Origin of the sequence: Streptomyces sp. MA5143a (genome assembly GCF_900290235.1) — a bacterium.
Taxonomy (GTDB): domain Bacteria; phylum Actinomycetota; class Actinomycetes; order Streptomycetales; family Streptomycetaceae; genus Streptomyces.
Map to the genome: position 1 here is coordinate 35,840 of NZ_OLMK01000103.1, position 15,744 is coordinate 51,583.

The window sequence follows — 15,744 nt, forward strand, 5'->3', positions numbered from 1 at the left end:
GACTGACCAGGAGAAGTGAATGCGTCAAGCCGTCATCGGTTTGTTCGTGGCACTGGCTGCCGTGCTCGCCGTAGTGCCCCTCGCCAGCACCGACCAGACCAAGACCGTCGCCTGCTGCGGCCATACCCCGAAGTAGTGGGTACTCACCGCTAGCGCGATCTTGCAGTGAGGGTCCGTCAGTCGCTGGCGGCCCCTTTCCCTATGTTCAGAATGGTGGTCAGCCCCGAAGCGAACAGCAAGACCTGGCGGGCCAAGCTCGGGGCTGAGTGGCTCCAGTCGCTGGCCGAACTCGGGTTCAGTGGGCGGTGAGCGAGGAGGCTCACCGCTACTGATCATCCGACGGTCAGCAGTGCCGCCCAGAGGCACCGTGCTCGGGGCGCCGCCGTGAGCACCACTCCTCCACCCTCTGGCGCAACCTGCCAGGGGAAGGACCGCTTCGACCTCCCCAGGCTTTGACGGCCCTTCCCCGGCAGGCACCGCCCGCCTACCCAGAAGTTCCCGGCTCATGTCCGGCCGGCTTGCCGGGGAAACCATCCATCGGGAATGCCAGGAGCGGCGAGGCCCAGGCGGCCGTCCCAGCGGTCCGGCGAACGCCATCCGTACGATCGAGTTCGACGACTCGTTCGACCGTGACAGCGAGGGGCGTAATGCCGGAGATCGTTCAATGGCTCGTGGAATGGCATGCCGCACAAGCACACGAACTCCGCTCTCGCGGGATCAGCCCCACGGTGAATCAGCCAGTCCCTTGCACAGCAACCAGAAGGCGCCCGAAGGCAACGGCCGTGAGCCTCACTCTGGAGTCGGACGAACGCCTGGGGAAGCTGTTCGTATGGGGCTCGGGAAGCGCTTCACTGCTCTTCATCGACTCCCAGACCGAGTGCACCTGGCAAGACCAGCAGGTGATCACCTCGGAGAACGACCTGCCCCGTATCCTGTCTCAGCTTCTGAAGCTCGTCGAAGGATCCGCTGACCAGGATTGCAGGACAAGCTAAGCGGGACGCCGAGCAGCGCACCCCCCGTGCCGTGAGAGGCGAAGCCTCGTTGAACAGCACGACTCCATGCACCGGGCCCCGGGGATGCCTTCCCCCCCGGGGCCCGTGATGTCTCCGGACGTGGGTCAGTTCTCCCCTGCCGCCGTGGTGGTGAGCCAGTCGGCGGCTTCGGCGTCGGCCATCGCTGGAATGGTCATCGTCCGCCGGGGGATTGCGCGGAGGGCGGGAGCGCCAGGTCGAGGAAGGCTTCGAGGGTTTGGCGATCGAGGCCGCTGTCGAGGCTGAGGGAGCGTCGTAGAAGGCTCGGCCTGGGGCGGGGGCAGGTCCTTCCGCCCGTGCTTTCGGATGCGGCAGGTCCTCCAGCTCCAGTTCGGCGATCTGCGCAAGGCCGGCGCGGTCGACGAAACGGGTCGGGTCGAGTTCGTGGTGCTCACCGAAGCGGTTCTTCCCACGGGGCAGCAAGGGCAGCTGGGGTTCCGCCTGATGCACTGGGCGCCGAGGGTGTGTGGTATGCGGGTGAAGTCGGCGTCGCCGCGACGCCTCCGTCGCATCAGTCCCCGACGGTGAAGACAGCGTGGCGCGTGGCGCCCCTACCTGACCAGCGGCTTCGGTTTTCTCCGGTTCGGGCGAAGCCGGACGGAGCTGACGACCCGGTCGTACGCCAGTTGTCGCGGGGGTCCTCCAGGGGGACGGGTTGCGGTCGGCAGGCAGCAGTCAAGCGCCCGCGTGGAAGCGCGGGTCAAGTGTTGTGTGGCGTTACCAGGCCGGATTCGTAGGCGAGGACGACGAGTTGGGCACGGTCGCGGGCATGGAGCTTGGTCATGGCCCGGTTGATGTGCGTTTTCGCGGTCAGCGGGCTGATCACCAGACGGTCCGCGATCTCGTCGTTGGACAGGCCCTGCGCTACCAGCGCGACGGCCTCGCGTTCGCGGTTGGTCAGCTGTTGCAGCCCCGTGCCGGCGCCGGTGTTGAGTGGCTGGGCGACGTACTGGTTGATCAGTTTGCGGGTGATCGACGGTGCGAGCAGGGCGTCACCGCGAGCGGCGACGCGTACGGCGTACAGGAAGTCTTCCGGCAGGACGTCCTTGACGAGGAATCCGGCGGCGCCGGCGCGCAGCGCGTTGAAGACGTATTCGTCCAGACCGTAGTTGGTCAGGATGACGACGTGCACCCCGGCCAGGGCCGGGTCCACGGCGATGCGCCGGGTCGCCTCGATGCCGTCGGCGACCGGCATCTGGATGTCGATGAGCGCGACGTCGGGCAGGTGTTGTTTGGCGAGCTCCAAGCCCTCGCTGCCGTCGGCGGCCTCGGCCACCACCTCGATGTCGTCTTCGAGGTCGAGGAGCGCGCGGAACCCGCTGCGAATGAGGGGCTGGTCGTCGACCAGCAGGACACGGATCATGACGTTCGGTTTAGGGGGAGTTCGGCCTGGATGGTGAAGCCGCCCCCGCCGCGCGGTTGTGCCCGCAGTCGGCCGCCGAGGGCGGTGACGCGTTCGCGCATGCCCAGAAGCCCGACGCCGGGTTCCGGAGCGGTGTCATGGGTCGCCTTGCCGTCGTCATCGATGCGTATCGCGAGAACGTCCGGACCGCAGTCGATCCGGACGGACGCCGTGGCCGCGTCCGCGTGGCGGGCGATGTTGGTCAGCGACTCCTGAACGATCCGGTAGACGGTCCGCCCCACCGCGGTCGGCACGCCGTGCCGCTGTCCCTCGATCGTCAGCGTGGCCTCCAGGCCCGTCCTGCTTGCCCGTTCCACCAGTTCCGGGACGTTGTCGAGGCCGCGCGGCGGGGTGGTGTCGTCGTCGCGCAGCGCCTGAAGGGTCGCGCGCAGTTCCCGGGTCGCCTCACGTCCGGCCTCCTGGATCGCCAGCAGGGCCTGCGGCACCTGCTCGCCACGCCTGCGGGCCACGTGGACGGCGACTTCGGACTGCACCTTGATGACCGAGATCTGGTGGGTGAGGGAATCGTGCAGTTCCCGCGCGATGCGCAGCCGCTCCTCGTCGGCGCGGCGTCTCGCGGTCTCCTCTCTGGTGCGCTCGGCCTCGTCCGCCCGCCGCTCGGCCTGCCGCAGCGCCTCCCCCGCGGCGCCCGCCGCGATGAGCCAGGCGATCTCCAGGGCGCCTCGGGCCTGCGCGAACGCCTCGCCCGTGTCGTGCAGGCCCGAGGCCAGGGCTGCGAGGGGGAGAGCGGCCAGCATGGTTACGCTCGCCGCGACCGTGATGGTGCGGTATCCCGCCCGTACGGCTGCGTAAACCGCGAACAGGTAGGCCACAGCAGGCACGTCGAAACCGGCCGCCTGGTAGCCCGCGGCGCACAGCCCGGCGACGACCAGTACGGCCACCGGAGCCCGACGGCGCGCGGCCAGCACCAGGCCGCCAGCCGTCAACAGCGTGTAGCCGAGCAGGTCGAGGCCCGTGGCGGAGTGCTGCTCGGACAGCCCGGTGACCAGCAGCGCCGTCGCCACGCCGACAGCGATGCCCCACTCTCCGACACGGCCCCGGACACCGGTCTCACCTGCACTCATGCGCGCACCCTAGCTGGCCGCCGCCGCGGGCGAGTCCCCCTCGTGGACGAGTAGCTGACTACCGCCCACGCAGTACCTTCACGGCGCCTGCGGCGTCCGTGGTAGCCGGATGCGGCACCGGCGGCAGTGCGAAGTGTCTCCGTCCGCCGGACGACCGGGGGCGGATCCGGCAGACATGCTCGGTCCACACCCGTCGCAGGAAGAGAAGGAGCATCTTGATGTCTGTTCGTCGCCTGCTTGCCGCACCAGCGGCCGCGCACGTCTCGGCCCAGTCGTCGGGAGTCGGCGCATACACGCTGACCACAGCACGATTCTGGGCAACCGCGGCCGCGCTGCTGGCGCTGGCCGGCGTTGTCATCGGCCGGCGGGCTCTGACCCGCTCGGTCCGCCGTAACGGCAACGGCGGGACGAAGGGGGCGATCACGGCCCTGGCGGTGGGGCTGATCACCATGGTGGGTGGCACGGTACATCTTGCCGTCGCCGACGGTGGTCCCGGCACCGGGAACGGAGTGGTGGGAGGCGGGGCTGCCCTGCTCTTGGGGCTGATCGCCACGGTCCTCGGGTGGCTGGCTCTGGGCCGTTCCCGCCGCACAGGCTGACCTCAGCGCACAGGAGCGAGCGTTCGGGTCTGCCTGAAGGCCGACCAATGCCCCGCCCTCGGTGCTGTCGAAACTCCCAAGTGCCTGTTCTTGCGGTCTCCCGGTGGAGTTCGCCCGGCTCGGATTCGATGAGACACCCGTCGAGTTGGGTGCATGATGGCTTCTGTAGGCTGCCGTCAGCTGTGTGTCGGGGGGATGTATTGCACTACGCTCTGCAGTCGAGGCGCTGGCAACTCTCCTCACCTGAGGCACTGCCAACGCCCCCTGGGGACCAGGCAAACCCGGATGATCCTTCCCAAACGGGGGCCCACGCCGCTCACGGCCCAGCGAGTCGAAAGGGACTCCCGAAGCCACCTCCAGCCGCCAGAGAGCGTGTCACTTTAGGTGGGGGCTTCCAGGGTCTTCGCCAGCCCTCTTGCCAGTGAACGCTTCTCGCAGTCGATCATGGGCAGCATGTGCTGATGGGCCTCAGGGTACTGATCTCCGGTCGTTGAGCGGGTGCGTCATACCGGGGCGCCGCCGTGCAGCGGCCACAAACTTGGTCACGGGAGGATTCCCTTCAGCGCCAGGGTGAGGAGCGAGCGGAGAGCTTGTTCGGTGACCGGTCGTGGGTTGGCATAGCGCTGGGCCCGTGCCTGGGCGATGATCTCGTCGACGTCGCGTTCCCTCAGGCCGAGTTCGGCCAGTGAGCGTGGAGCGCCGAGTTCGGCGGATGTGTGCGCGAGGTGCTTCGGCACGTCGTCCGTGGCCAGCGCGCGGCGCAGCGCTTGCTCGGCGGCCGGTGCGGCAGGGAGGTTGAAGGCGGTGACGTACGGGAGCAGGACCGTGTGGACGGCGGCGTGGGGCAGGTCGAAGGTGCCGCCGAGGATGTGGCAGAGCTTGTGGTGCAGTGACATGGTCGTGGCTCCCAGGCACGCCCCGCACAGCCACGCGCCGCGCAGCGCGTCGATACGGGCCGCCGCGTCGCCGGGGTCGGCGGCGATGAGCGGCAGGGAAGCGGCCAGTGAACGCACCCCCTCCTTGGCCATCAGGGACACGATCGGTGAGGCGTCGGGCGCGTACAGGGCCTCCACCGCATGGGCGATGGCGTTGAATCCGCTGGTCACGGACACGTCCACGGGGAGGCCGAGGGTGAGTTCGGGGTCGTAGACCACGCTGCGAGGCAGGACGGCCCGGTCGCGGCCGGTTTGTTTGCGTCCGTTGTCGGTGAGTCCCCAGACGGTGGTCATCTCGGAGCCGGCGTAGGTGGTGGGTACGCTGATCACGGGCAGGCCGGACGTCAGGGCGATCGCTTTGCCCAGACCGATGGTGGAGCTGCCGCCGATGGCCAGACAGCCGTCCGCGCCGGCTTCGTGGGCGGCCGCGCGAGCCGCTTCAGCGACTTCGACCGGCACGTGCATCCTGGCTTCGGTGAAGAGCCCCACGCATGTGTCGCCCAGCAGGGTGGCCGCGTGCTCGGCGAGAGCGCGCTGACCGGGCGTGGACAGCACCAGCAGTCGGCACAGGCCCAAGCGGTCTGCTTCTTCGGGTAGTTGGCGCAGGCTGCCGGGGCCGAAGACCACTCGCATGGGCAGGGCCTCGTAGGTGAAGGTCATCGCGTCGCCTTTGCCTCCGGTGCCAGCACGATGTCGAACCCGGCGTGGGTGAAGGGTGCGGTGACGCCGAAGTGCTCGGCGTCCTGTTCGTCGTGGGATTCGGCGAAGTCGGTGATCAGGCCCCGCTTGACGGCGAAGACGGCGTCCGAGTCGATGTAGGGGCTGCCCGCGACGAACGTGTGCGTGGTGACCGTCCGGTGGTGCGCGGCGCCGACGATGAAGTGGATGTGGGCGGGCCGGTTGGGGTGCCTGCCGGTGGCTTGGAGGAGGCGGCCTACGGGGCCGTCGGTGGGGATCGGGTAGTGGGAGGGGACGACGGTGCGGAACCAGTAGCGGCCGTGCTCGTCCGTGCGGAAGAGGCCGCGGCCGTTGCCCGGGGGCTGTACGTCGGGCTGCTGCACGTCGTAGAAGCCGTCCTGCGAGCACTGCCACACGTCGAGTTCCGCGCCCTGGAGCGGGGTTCCGTCGGAGGCGAGCACACGGCCGGAGACCACGCAGGGACGGCCGGTGCCGAGGAGGTCGATGGAGTCACCGAGTTCGCGGCGGGGGGATTCGGTCATGTGGAAGGGGCCGAGGACGGTTGTCTCGGTTCCCTCCTCGGCACCGTTGATGGTCTCGACGAGCATGGAGACGCCCAGGATGTCGGAGAGCAGGACGAACTCCTGGCGGGTGTCGTCGCACGTGCGGCCGACCGCGGTGAGGAAATCGATCGCCGCCTCCCACTCCTGCATCGTGGGTACGATGTCCCTTACGAAGCTGTGCAGATGGCGGGTCAGGCTCTCCATGATCTGCCGCAGCCGCTTGTCCTTGGTCTGCCGAAAGCTCTCCACCACGGCGTCGGTGGCGGTCTCGACGGTGAAGTCCACTGGTCTTCCTAACTGTTGGCGGTGCCCTGGCCGGTCAGGTGGTCGGTGAACCAGTCTCCGGTGAGCGCGTCGCGTTCGGCCGCGTGGTTGTAGAGGGTGTGTTCGCCGTCGGGCCAGATGCGGGCGGTCGCGCGGGTGGGGTCGGCGGCACGCAGGAAGGGCTCCTGGTCCTCGTAGCGGGCCAGGGGGTCCTGGCCGCCGTGCAGCAGGAGCAGGGGGCAGGTGATGCGGTGCTTGTCCGGGTTGAAGCGCAGGGCGCCCATGACCTCGGCCACCCGGTCCAACTCGTCGGTGCCGACCACGGCGGCCATCTGCTCGCGGGCGGTGCGGAATTCGGGCACCGTGGGCGTGGCCGGGGCGCCGTTGACGACCACCGCACCGACGCGCGGGTCGGCGGCGGCCAGGTGGGCGGCGAACAAGCCGCCGAAGCTGATGCCCTGCACACCGATCGCGCCGCCAAGGCGGGGATCGGCCTCGACCAGGTCGACGAAGCGGGCGAAGCCCTCGGTGACGCGCTCGTCGACGTACAGTCCGTGCCGCAGCCGCGACTCGCCCTGCCCGGGGCCTTCCGCGAGCAGGCAGGCCAGGCCGCGCGCGGTGTAGGCGTCGGCGACGGGCAGGTATGCGGCGCCCCAGCCGCTGAGTCCGCCCCAGACGATGACGGTGGCCGAGGCCTCGCCGCTCGGCGGCAGGCACAACCAGCCGCCGAGCGCCCCGTGACGGTGCGGGATCTCCACGCGCTCCACGGCGGGTGCGAGAGCGGCGATCGCGGCGGTGTGCCGGGCGTACAGCTGCCGTTTCTCCGCAGCGTCGCTCTGGTACGCCATCTGTGCGAACATCCAGGCCGCGGAAGCGAACCGGTACGCCTGCCGGGCGGTTGTGCGGTGGCTCGCCTCCTCCGCCCGCCGGGCCCGTACCAGCTGCGTCTGCGCGATGGCCGCGGCGGCGTCCTGCCATGGTGTCCCAGTCGCTGTGTCGGCGAGCAGGCGGCGGGCGTCGGCCGGGTCCATGCCGCAGTCGGTGAGCCGGGTGAAGGGCATGGCCCGGTGCTGGGCCGCCACCAGCGGCGGCAGAGAAGCCGTCCTGGGGACTGCGGGCGTCATACGGCCGCCTTGGCCGTGCCGGACAGTGCGTCGTCCAGGTCGTCCACGAGCGCGCCGAGGTCCGTGCTGTCGGCCGCCGTACCGAACAGCACGAAGTCGGGACGTGCCAGGTAGGCGACCGCGCCGAGCCGCTGGAGGTACTCCCGGTGCCGCCCGTCGAGGTCGTCGACCGTGTCGAGGGCGACCACGGCGCAGCCCAGACGCTCCAACCTGGCGAGCCGGCCGGGGCCGAGGGCGGCGGTGGGGTCCTCGGCCGTGACGACGGTGAAGCCGTATCCGGTCAGGTCGTCGAGGCGCCCGGTGCGGCCATCGGCCAGACGGATACGGCCCTGCGGGGTGAGGGTGCCGACCGGTGTGCCGGCTTCCTTGCGCAGCACTCCGCCGCTCAGCGGCGGGAACGGCGGCGGCGGTGGCACCTTGCCCGCGAAGAACGCGGCGTCCCGGGCCGCCGCGGCCTCGACGTCGTGGGTGTTGGCGACCTTGCCGAGGCCGATCGCCATGTGGGTGAGGGCGGTGACGTGCGGGCGGCGCTCGCTCTCGTAGGTGCCCAGCAGAGCCTCGGGCGCCAGGCCACTGAGGACGAGGTGCAGTTTCCAGGCGAGGTTGGTGGCATCGCGGATGCCGCTGCACGCACCCTGGCCGAGGTAAGGGGGCATGGTGTGGGCGGCGTCGCCGGCCAGGAAGACCCTGTCGGTGCGCCAGCGGGTGGCGATGCGGGCCTCGAAACCGTAGACGAGCTGACGGATGATCCGCACATCGTCCGGACCCAGCTCGTGGTACTCCCCCAGCAGCCTCCATGCCGTCTCCGGCGCGGTCATCTCCTCACGCGTCTCGCCCGGCAGGACGGCGAACTCGAAGCGCTGGCGGGTTGTGCCGATGTTGATGGTCATGTGGCCGCGTGCGGGATCGCAGTACTGGGTGCCGTGGGCGAACTCCGGTGGCTGGGGGCGCAGCCACTCGGTGTCGATGTTGAGCCACTGTTCGTTGAAGCCGAAGTCCTCGCGCTCCACTGCGAGCAGTTCCCGCACGCCGCTGCGGCTGCCGTCGGCGGCGATCACATAGCGGGCCCGGACCTCGTCGCGCGGACCGTCCGCACAGTTTGTCTCGGTGTTCCAGCCGCTCAGGTGCAGGGTGACGCCGTCGTCGTCCTGGTCGAGGCCGGTGACCGCCCAGCCCTGACGGACGTCGACCGTGCCGTAGCCGCGCAACCGCTTGTCGATCGCCTGCTCCACGTGCGGCTGATACATGGAGATGTGGTCCGGATAACCCATCGGGCCGTCGGGGGTCGCCGGGATGCGCACCAGCGTCTCGCCCTTGCCGTTGACCCACAGGTACTCGCACGGGGACGAGTCCCGCAGCGCCTCGTCGACATCGCCCGCCGCCTGGACGGTACGCGCGGTCTCGTCGTCGATGTGGGTGAGCCGGGGCAGCCCGTACAGGGCAGGCCAGCGTTCGCAGACCACCACCCGGTGGCCGAGCCGGCCGAGCAGGGACGCCGCGGCGAGTCCGGTCGGACCGTAGCCGACGACGGCTACGTCATAGTGCGGAGCCATCGGACACCTCCGAAGACAGCCCCGCGCCGTTGCGAGGGGCTGTGGTGGGAAGGAGAGAGGTGCGGCTCCACCGTGCGGTGCATGTCGCGCTCCATGTGAATTCGGATTCACACTTTGAGTGAAGCGAGATTCACACGATGGCAACATGGACGTCAAGACCCCGGTCGATAAACTGCACAGATGACCGAGTCCCCCGCCCGCAGGCCTGCCGCCCTCCGGGAAAGCAGTCGCCGTTCGCAGCAGGACCTCACGCAGGCCGGGTACGCGCTGCTCGAAGAGGGTGGAGTGGACGCACTGACCGTGGCCGCGGTCGCCGAGCGGGCCGGCATGGCGGTCGGCAGCATCTACCGCCGGTTCGGCGACAAGGAAGGACTCCTGCTGGCCATCCAGCACGCCTTCACCGAGAACCTCCAGGCCGAGATCACCCAGCGCATGTCCCCGGAGCGGTTGCGCATTCTGCGCGATCCGGCCGTGGCGGTCGCCGAGGCAGTGGGCGCGATCACCGACGCCTTCCAGGCCTACGAGTCCCTGCTGCGCGTCTTCCTGCTGCTCGGCACCCGGCATGAGGCGGTGCGGGTCGAGGGCTCACGCGTCAGCGCCGAGGGCAACCGCACCTTCGCCGAGGCGCTGCGTCACATCCCCGTCGCGCACCCGGATCCCGAGGCCGCGCTGGACTTCGCCTTCCGCCTGGTCTACGCCACAGTCGCCCACCGCGTCACGCAGGGCGAGTTCCTGGAGTCCGACCGCCCGCTGCCCTGGAGCCAGTTGCGCAGTCACCTCCAGACCGCGGTCATCTCCTACCTCCTCGCCACCCCGGACGGCCGGTGACCTCCTCGCTCGCCGTCGCGCAAGTGCGCGCACAGTGAGTTCACGCTCACCACATGTGTGAGTCATGACTCACATATTGGCTCGCCTCTCTGCGCTTCCCACGCCATCGCGCCGACAGCTCAGGTCCTCCGGAGTTCCGTCGTAGCCGGAGCGATCGAAGGAGAGTTGTCGATGCATGCGACCTTGCCTCTGCCCACCTCCGCCCGCGGACCGGAGCAGTCGGCATCAACGACTCGATCCTGTCCCACATCGCATCGATGATCACTAATCGGACAGACACGTCCGATCAACTCACCAACCCTCAAAGAGACACGCGCTGGTTCTAGAACTGGCGGGTGTTATCGACAGGTGGGTCTCCCGTCCCTATGAGGCCCGCACGACTGAACGAGATCTCGCAAGACGCGCCCGCCATCGGCTCGCAGTGCTGCGCCACGCGAAAGAGGTGAGCGGCAACATCGCTGCCACGTGTCGCTACTACGGCATCAGCCGCCAGTGCTTCTACACCTGGCGCCGACGCTACGAACCAGTCGTCCGGCACAGGGTTCAGCCGCCCAGCCCGGCCTCGAAGAGCGCGAGCGCGCCGACCCCCACGCGATGTCCCGTAAGTGATCTCCGCTGAGGCGGTGACGCAGATGCCCGTCGGGCGGCTTGTTCGATCAGCCCACCAGGGCGAGGTTGTGCAGGCGTGCGATGCCGAGCATCGCGTGGTGCACGCCGTCACCCTTGAGGCGGCAGTCGCGCATGACCTTCCACCCCTTCATGCGGGCGAAGACGTGCTCGATTCGGGCTCTGACCTGCTTGTGGGAGCGGTTGTGTGCCGGCTTCCAGTCGGGGAGTTCGGCCTGGCCTTTCGCGCGTCGGTGCGGCATCACCAGGCCGGTGCCCGGGTAACCGCCGTCCGCGATGGTCATCGTCTTGCCGACGGCGTCCTTCGCGCCGGATTCCGCCCACGCCCTGCAGTCGTTGCGGTTGCCCGGCAGGGGCCGGCCGACCACGACGACGAGGCGGGTGTCGGCGTCGATGACGGCCTGGTGGTTGGTCGAGTAGCGGTAGTTCTTCGACTGCTCGGCTACCGAGTGGTCACGCGTGGGCACCAGAGTGCCGTCGACAACGAGCACAGCGTCCTTGCGGAACTGCTTCTGCTGTCGGAGCGCCAGCAACGGTCCGATGTGGTCAATGATCCGGTCAGCGGCCGACTTGGAGATCCCGAACAGCAGAGCAAGCTGTCACATCGTCAAGCTCGTTCGCCAATAAGCCGTCATCAACAGGACGCGATCCTCCAGCGGCAGGCTCCAGGGCCGGCCGCGTTGCTGATCCAAGGCTTGCTCGCGTCGCACCGAGGCAACCAACTTGTCGAAGCAGCGCAAGCTCAGTCCGGTGAACGGCTCTATCCGGGACGGCACCGATGCCGTGATCACACCAGCCACCTCGTAATCGTTTCACTCGGCGAGAGGCAACACCGCCCCACGCCTTCTCGGTCCGAGCTGGCCCAGAATGCCGCCATGACCGACGAAGAGCACACCAAGCCCGCCGCACGCTCCTTCCTGTCATGTGCCACCGAGGTGGCACGGCTGATGGACCTCGGGGATGCAGCCGACGTGCCGGAAGCCCGCCGCGCGCGGCACCTGGCCCATGCGGTGCGCGAGCCGTTGCTCGAACGCGCCCACCTGCCCGAGGAGTTCTTCGCCCCCCTGCTGGCGGCAGCCGTCTACGACCCGGACCCCAGCTTCTGCCGCTGGTTCGTCGAACCCGCGGTCTACGTTTTCGGGCGCCGCCGGGTCATGACCGCCCTGCTCGGCTATTTGCGGACCGGCACGGACGCGGAGCAAGCAGGCGCCAAGCGAGCCTGGTACTGCGCCCACGTGCCGCTCCGCGCAGACCGGTCTCCTGCCTACGCACCTGGCGGAAGCCGCGATCCCGCCCTGGACGAGTCCCGCGATGTGAGGGACCAGTGGCGAGAAGCCCTTCAGGGATCAGTTATGTAAGACGGTGCCGCCGCCCTGGGGTTGTAGCTCACCCTGCCCACTTTCGGGACAACCCCTAACAGGGCGTGACTGTCCTGGGCGACGGCGCCTACCTCAACTGCGGAATGGTCGTGCCGCACCGCAAACGCCCGCACCGGCCCCTGCTGCCGGGCGAGGAGGGCGACAACGCCGCTCACCGCAAGGTGCGTGCACGGGTGGAGCATGTGATCGGCCGGATGAAGAACTACAAGATCCTCCGCGACTGCCGGCAGCGCGGCGACGGCCTCCACCACGCGGTCCAGGCCGTCGCCCACATGCACAACCTCGCGCTCGCATCATGACCAGAAGTCCGCGATCACGGGCCCTGACCTGCCCGAACACGGCCTTGTGCAACACCCTTTGGCCGCTGCTGTCATGAGTTCTCGTACTCATGCCCTGACGCCTGACGTAGGTCAGACTGTCGGTGTCATGACAGACGAGCAAGAAAGGCAGGCGCGATGAGCGCACGGAAGATCATTGCGACGGCGATGCTGACAGCCCTCGGGATGGCGGGCCTCGCGACCACGCCGGCAGCGGCTGCCGATGGCCTCCTTCCTCACCCTGGACCGGAAGGGCTGGTGTGGGTGGAAGAGATGACCGGAGACGGCGGAGTCGCATCCGGCGGGGCCTGGGAGAAAGCACCGACCGTCCTCACCGTGGCATGCGAAGGCGGAGGCAGTGTCGCAGTGAAGATGGAATCACAGCAGAGACAAGTGGCCGACTTCACCGTGGACTGCCCCACCGGCACCGCAGGAGTCGGCTCGGTGACGATGGACGCGGGCGTCGTACAGTCAGGATCCTTCACCATACGAGTCGACGCCTCGGACGAACACATTCGCTGGTCCCTGACAGTGACTCAGCCCGAGTAAGAGGCAGCCAGTTCCTTTGCCGTGCCCTCCCTCGCGAAGAGCGCCCCTCACTTTGGTGGCTAGCTGGGCCCGCGGCAGCGGGCTCAGCGTAGCTAGCCACCGTTGCTCTACGGTGTGGCGAACCAGTCATTGCCCCAGGCCAGAGCCCGTCTGGGAGGTCTCGAACGCGTGTGGGAACTGGGCTCAGTTTCGTTACTGACGTTGTTGCCGTGATGTCGTCAAGGTGAGTCCGGTTTCGGCGAGGCATCCGCTGACGAGGTTGCTGTGGTACTGGATCTGACGGGAACCGTGTCGGAGCGTTCCGATGAGGTGGTCTGGGTCGTTGACGGCGGTGTTGACCTCTGGCTGCTGCGTCGCAGCAGGGGCCAGATGCCCTCGCCGGGGTTGAGGTCCGGTGCGTAGGCAGGCAAGAAGTAGCAGGTGATCCAGTCGTGGGTGTCGATGAAGTCCCGCAGCCGGCGGTCCTCGTGAACGTTGAGGTTGTCCCACACGAGCACAATGGGTGCGGTGCGCCGAGCTGCTGCCGGTGTGCGGCGATGAGCAGGTCGCGGCGGTGACACCGAGCAGGACTGCGCTGACGAGGGCTGAACCGCTCTGGGTCTGATGGCGGCTCGATTCCCTGAGAGGATCGAGTCATGGCACATCCGTCCGTCTCTACGAGGTCCTGGTGGTAGCAACTGTCTTCCATCCAGAACGTCGGGTGGAACAGATAGTGCGCGATGCCGACCAGCTCCCCTTGCGACCAGGCGCCAATGCCGTGGAACTCGGTGTCGCCCCGTAGCCGCTGCCACGTCTGCTCGTAGCCCTCGTCGAGCACCATGGTGCGGTAGAACGCCTTGTACCCGCGCGCCAGCGCTTCCCAGGCGGCGCGATCTTCCTCGCACAGCGAACCAATGGTGATCACGACAGCCCACCCTCACTCGCGAGCCTCAACTGATCTGCCGATCTGCGGGACACTCTCCCGGAGCCGCCTTGGCGGGCCGTGCCGTCGCCGTACGCCTGCGAGGCGCCACCAGCAGGCTGAGCACGTCGTACGGACGCGCCGCGACCGGGTGGGCCCCGGTACGGACACCGGCGCGTGCACCCCACCCTGCGTGCACTCCCAGCGATCCCGCGGCGTTGGCACAGTCGAGGTCCACTTCAGCGTCACCGACATAGGCAGTTGCCTCGGCCGGGACCCCGAGCTGCCGCAGCACCAGCAACAACCCGTCCGGCGCCGGCTTGGGGTTGTCGACTTCGTCGCCCGCAACGACCACGTCGAATCGCGCGGCGATTCCGGCGGCTGCGAGCATGCTCGCAGCCACTCGCCGGGTGGCCGCCGTGAATACGCCCAGCCGCATGCCCGCATCGGCGACTTCGTCGAGCAGGGCCGGAATGCCGGGGAACGGCCGCAGCTCGGCTACGGCCGGATCCAGGTAAGCGTGGAAGCGCTCGACCTCGGCGGGGCCGCAGGTGCGGCCGAGGAAGTGGGCGAGAACCCGCTCTGTGTGGCCGACATGCCAGCCGGCGACCACCTCATCCGGCGAGACCGGCGGGCCGCCGAGCGAGCGAATCGTATCGGCGTATGCGCGGGACACCGTGGGGACGCTATCCAGTAGCGTCCCATCCATGTCGAACACAACTGCATGCATGACTCACGATCCTGCCTACGTCGTAGCGTGCCACGCCAGGGCCACTTGCTAAACACTGGCTACCTGTAGCGAGCTCGACATCGCGGCAGGCCAGCACGCCCGGACCTCAGTTTCCCCCGGAGGTCGTTACTCCACCGCCGACACCTCGGCGCCACTGCCACCCGGACCTGCCCCATCGATGGCCTCGTTGGACAATGATCAGCTTGAACGTAGCGGGCCCCAGTGCCTCATGTACCAGTAGATAGTCAAGACCTGTGGATCAAGTCCCTGAGAGTTTGTCAGGCATGCGTGGGTGATAGGTGGTCGGGAAGGTCGGTGAGCCGTTCGATGCGGAGGACCGTCTCGTCTGCCGTCGGCGATGGGCCACCGGTGACGAAGTCGATGCCGCGGTCCAGCCAGATGCCAGTCAGCCCGGCCAGGGCGGCTGCGTTGACGTCACTGCTCAGCATGTCGCCCACGTTGACGGCCTGCGCGGGGTCCGTCTGCATCCGCCGGCAGGCGGCGGCGTAGGCGGCGGGCTTGGCCGCTCCGAGCTCGGTCGGGGTCAGAACGGCTTCGAAGTATTCCAGGAGGCCGAAGCGGGCGAGTTTGGCGCGCTGCTGATCGGGGTCTCCGTTGGTGAGAACGGCCAGACGCGGTCCTCGGGGAAGCCGTTTCATGCTCTCCAGGCAGGGCTGGACATCGGGATAGCATCGCCAGGACTTCTCGAACACGGTGAGGTAGCGCTCGGCGATCCAGGCGTCCAGAAGACCGGGATTTTCAGGAACCGGCTCGCCGAGCATCGGCAGGAAGGAACGGAGCCTGCGTCGGTGGTGCTCGGCGAAGGAGCACTGACCGGCCAGGTACTCCCGCATGTGTCGCGCCTCCAGCGTCCACCACAACGTCACCAGCTCCTCTGGTGGAGCCGTCGCGTTCGGCGCGGCCTGGACGATCTGGCCAATCGTTTCCAAGACCGCGCTTCTGTGATCGACCAGGGTGCCGTCCAGATCAAAGAAAACCACATCCGCCATGGGAGGATCATCTCGCGGTGAAATCCGTGACTCGGCCTCGGGTCACTAGGCGGCCGCTGCCTGTTCGTCGGGGTGCTCGACCAGTTGGCCGTTTTCGAAGCGGGCGCCGGATCGAAACGAGTGCGACCAGGTGGGGTGCGGTGACCGCCCGTCAGCCGGCCTGGGCGGC

At 68.5% G+C, this 15,744-nt stretch carries 13 protein-coding genes and 4 pseudogenes; 6 read left to right on the forward strand and 11 right to left on the reverse strand.

Going from position 1 to position 15,744, the window contains the following annotated elements; genetic code table 11:
- Positions 1-1,731: 1,731 nt before the first annotated feature.
- Both SMA5143A_RS36405 and SMA5143A_RS36410 read right to left on the reverse strand, forming a co-directional pair.
- Positions 1,732-2,394, reverse strand: coding sequence for a response regulator (locus SMA5143A_RS36405; RefSeq protein ID WP_107467092.1), 663 nt, complete (start codon positions 2,392-2,394; stop codon positions 1,732-1,734).
- Positions 2,391-3,518 carry a sensor histidine kinase gene (locus SMA5143A_RS36410; protein ID WP_107467093.1) on the reverse strand — a complete coding sequence of 376 codons (1,128 nt, stop codon included), beginning with the start codon at positions 3,516-3,518 and terminating at the stop codon, positions 2,391-2,393. The genes SMA5143A_RS36405 and SMA5143A_RS36410 overlap by 4 nt, the downstream gene beginning before the upstream one ends.
- A gap of 218 nt (positions 3,519-3,736) precedes the next feature.
- On the opposite strand from SMA5143A_RS36410, the gene SMA5143A_RS36415 reads away from it, so the two are divergent.
- Positions 3,737-4,117 carry a DUF6223 family protein gene (locus tag SMA5143A_RS36415; protein WP_107467094.1) on the forward strand — a complete coding sequence of 127 codons (381 nt, stop codon included), beginning with the start codon at positions 3,737-3,739 and terminating at the stop codon, positions 4,115-4,117.
- Between the two features lie 542 nt (positions 4,118-4,659).
- Here SMA5143A_RS36415 and SMA5143A_RS36420 read toward each other — a convergent pair.
- Genes SMA5143A_RS36420 through mhpA form a run of 4 tightly spaced genes read right to left on the reverse strand, consistent with a single transcriptional unit; the run spans position 4,660 to position 9,234 of the window.
- On the reverse strand, positions 4,660-5,712 hold the full coding sequence (locus SMA5143A_RS36420) for a maleylacetate reductase (RefSeq protein WP_107467095.1): 1,053 nt from the start codon (positions 5,710-5,712) through the stop codon (positions 4,660-4,662).
- Positions 5,709-6,578, reverse strand: coding sequence for a dioxygenase family protein (locus SMA5143A_RS36425; RefSeq protein WP_107467096.1), 870 nt, complete (start codon positions 6,576-6,578; stop codon positions 5,709-5,711). The genes SMA5143A_RS36420 and SMA5143A_RS36425 overlap by 4 nt, the downstream gene beginning before the upstream one ends.
- Positions 6,579-6,586: 8 nt before the next feature.
- Positions 6,587-7,681, reverse strand: coding sequence for an alpha/beta hydrolase family protein (locus tag SMA5143A_RS36430; protein ID WP_107467097.1), 1,095 nt, complete (start codon positions 7,679-7,681; stop codon positions 6,587-6,589).
- Positions 7,678-9,234: a bifunctional 3-(3-hydroxy-phenyl)propionate/3-hydroxycinnamic acid hydroxylase MhpA gene (gene mhpA / locus SMA5143A_RS36435; protein WP_107467098.1), complete on the reverse strand. Its 1,557-nt coding sequence runs from the start codon at positions 9,232-9,234 to the stop codon at positions 7,678-7,680. The genes SMA5143A_RS36430 and mhpA overlap by 4 nt, the downstream gene beginning before the upstream one ends.
- A 180-nt stretch (positions 9,235-9,414) precedes the next feature.
- Between mhpA and SMA5143A_RS36440 the strand changes: the two genes are divergently transcribed.
- A complete protein-coding gene (locus SMA5143A_RS36440; protein WP_107467099.1) occupies positions 9,415-10,062 on the forward strand; it encodes a TetR/AcrR family transcriptional regulator in 648 nt (215 codons plus the stop codon).
- 181 nt (positions 10,063-10,243) lie between these two features.
- Here the strand turns inward: SMA5143A_RS36440 and SMA5143A_RS36445 are convergent.
- Positions 10,244-10,342, reverse strand: a pseudogene (locus SMA5143A_RS36445) (IS5/IS1182 family transposase); the annotation flags it as partial.
- 60 nt (positions 10,343-10,402) lie between these two features.
- On the opposite strand from SMA5143A_RS36445, the gene SMA5143A_RS36450 reads away from it, so the two are divergent.
- Entirely contained in the window at positions 10,403-10,681 is a 279-nt protein-coding gene (locus SMA5143A_RS36450; protein WP_258193943.1) for a helix-turn-helix domain-containing protein, read from the forward strand.
- 37 nt (positions 10,682-10,718) lie between these two features.
- Here SMA5143A_RS36450 and SMA5143A_RS36455 read toward each other — a convergent pair.
- A pseudogene (locus SMA5143A_RS36455) lies at positions 10,719-11,489 on the reverse strand (transposase).
- A gap of 75 nt (positions 11,490-11,564) precedes the next feature.
- Between SMA5143A_RS36455 and SMA5143A_RS36460 the strand changes: the two are divergent.
- From SMA5143A_RS36460 to SMA5143A_RS36470, 3 genes and pseudogenes are all read left to right on the forward strand, one after another.
- The gene (locus SMA5143A_RS36460) at positions 11,565-12,047 is read left to right on the forward strand and encodes a hypothetical protein (protein WP_258193938.1); all 483 of its coding nucleotides are present in this window, start codon (positions 11,565-11,567) and stop codon (positions 12,045-12,047) included.
- Positions 12,048-12,106: 59 nt separating this feature from the next.
- Positions 12,107-12,367, forward strand: a pseudogene (locus tag SMA5143A_RS36465) (transposase family protein); the annotation flags it as partial.
- Positions 12,368-12,523: 156 nt separating this feature from the next.
- Positions 12,524-12,934 (forward strand): hypothetical protein, encoded by a 411-nt coding sequence (locus tag SMA5143A_RS36470; protein WP_258193939.1) that lies wholly within the window; start codon positions 12,524-12,526, stop codon positions 12,932-12,934.
- A 192-nt stretch (positions 12,935-13,126) separates the two neighbouring features.
- Here the strand turns inward: SMA5143A_RS36470 and SMA5143A_RS36475 are convergent.
- The 3 genes and pseudogenes from SMA5143A_RS36475 to SMA5143A_RS36490 all read right to left on the reverse strand — a co-directional run.
- A pseudogene (locus tag SMA5143A_RS36475) lies at positions 13,127-13,484 on the reverse strand (transposase); the annotation flags it as partial.
- A 379-nt stretch (positions 13,485-13,863) separates the two neighbouring features.
- Positions 13,864-14,565, reverse strand: a complete 702-nt coding sequence (locus SMA5143A_RS36485; protein ID WP_107467101.1) for an HAD family hydrolase — start codon at positions 14,563-14,565, stop codon at positions 13,864-13,866.
- A 278-nt stretch (positions 14,566-14,843) separates the two neighbouring features.
- Positions 14,844-15,575, reverse strand: coding sequence for an HAD family hydrolase (locus SMA5143A_RS36490; RefSeq protein ID WP_107467102.1), 732 nt, complete (start codon positions 15,573-15,575; stop codon positions 14,844-14,846).
- Between the last annotated feature and the right edge of the window lie 169 nt (positions 15,576-15,744).

Bases quoted from the DNA above. Each gene is read 5' to 3' on its own strand.
- SMA5143A_RS36405 (WP_107467092.1), bottom strand. From the start codon at position 2,394: ATGATCCGTGTCCTGCTGGTCGACGACCAGCCCCTCATTCGCAGCGGG.
- SMA5143A_RS36410 (WP_107467093.1), bottom strand. From the start codon at position 3,518: ATGAGTGCAGGTGAGACCGGTGTCCGGGGCCGTGTCGGAGAGTGGGGC.
- SMA5143A_RS36415 (WP_107467094.1), top strand. From the start codon at position 3,737: ATGTCTGTTCGTCGCCTGCTTGCCGCACCAGCGGCCGCGCACGTCTCG.
- SMA5143A_RS36420 (WP_107467095.1), bottom strand. From the start codon at position 5,712: ATGACCTTCACCTACGAGGCCCTGCCCATGCGAGTGGTCTTCGGCCCC.
- SMA5143A_RS36430 (WP_107467097.1), bottom strand. From the start codon at position 7,681: ATGACGCCCGCAGTCCCCAGGACGGCTTCTCTGCCGCCGCTGGTGGCG.
- mhpA (WP_107467098.1), bottom strand. From the start codon at position 9,234: ATGGCTCCGCACTATGACGTAGCCGTCGTCGGCTACGGTCCGACCGGA.
- SMA5143A_RS36440 (WP_107467099.1), top strand. From the start codon at position 9,415: ATGACCGAGTCCCCCGCCCGCAGGCCTGCCGCCCTCCGGGAAAGCAGT.
- SMA5143A_RS36460 (WP_258193938.1), top strand. From the start codon at position 11,565: ATGACCGACGAAGAGCACACCAAGCCCGCCGCACGCTCCTTCCTGTCA.
- SMA5143A_RS36470 (WP_258193939.1), top strand. From the start codon at position 12,524: ATGAGCGCACGGAAGATCATTGCGACGGCGATGCTGACAGCCCTCGGG.
- SMA5143A_RS36485 (WP_107467101.1), bottom strand. From the start codon at position 14,565: ATGCATGCAGTTGTGTTCGACATGGATGGGACGCTACTGGATAGCGTC.
- SMA5143A_RS36490 (WP_107467102.1), bottom strand. From the start codon at position 15,575: ATGGCGGATGTGGTTTTCTTTGATCTGGACGGCACCCTGGTCGATCAC.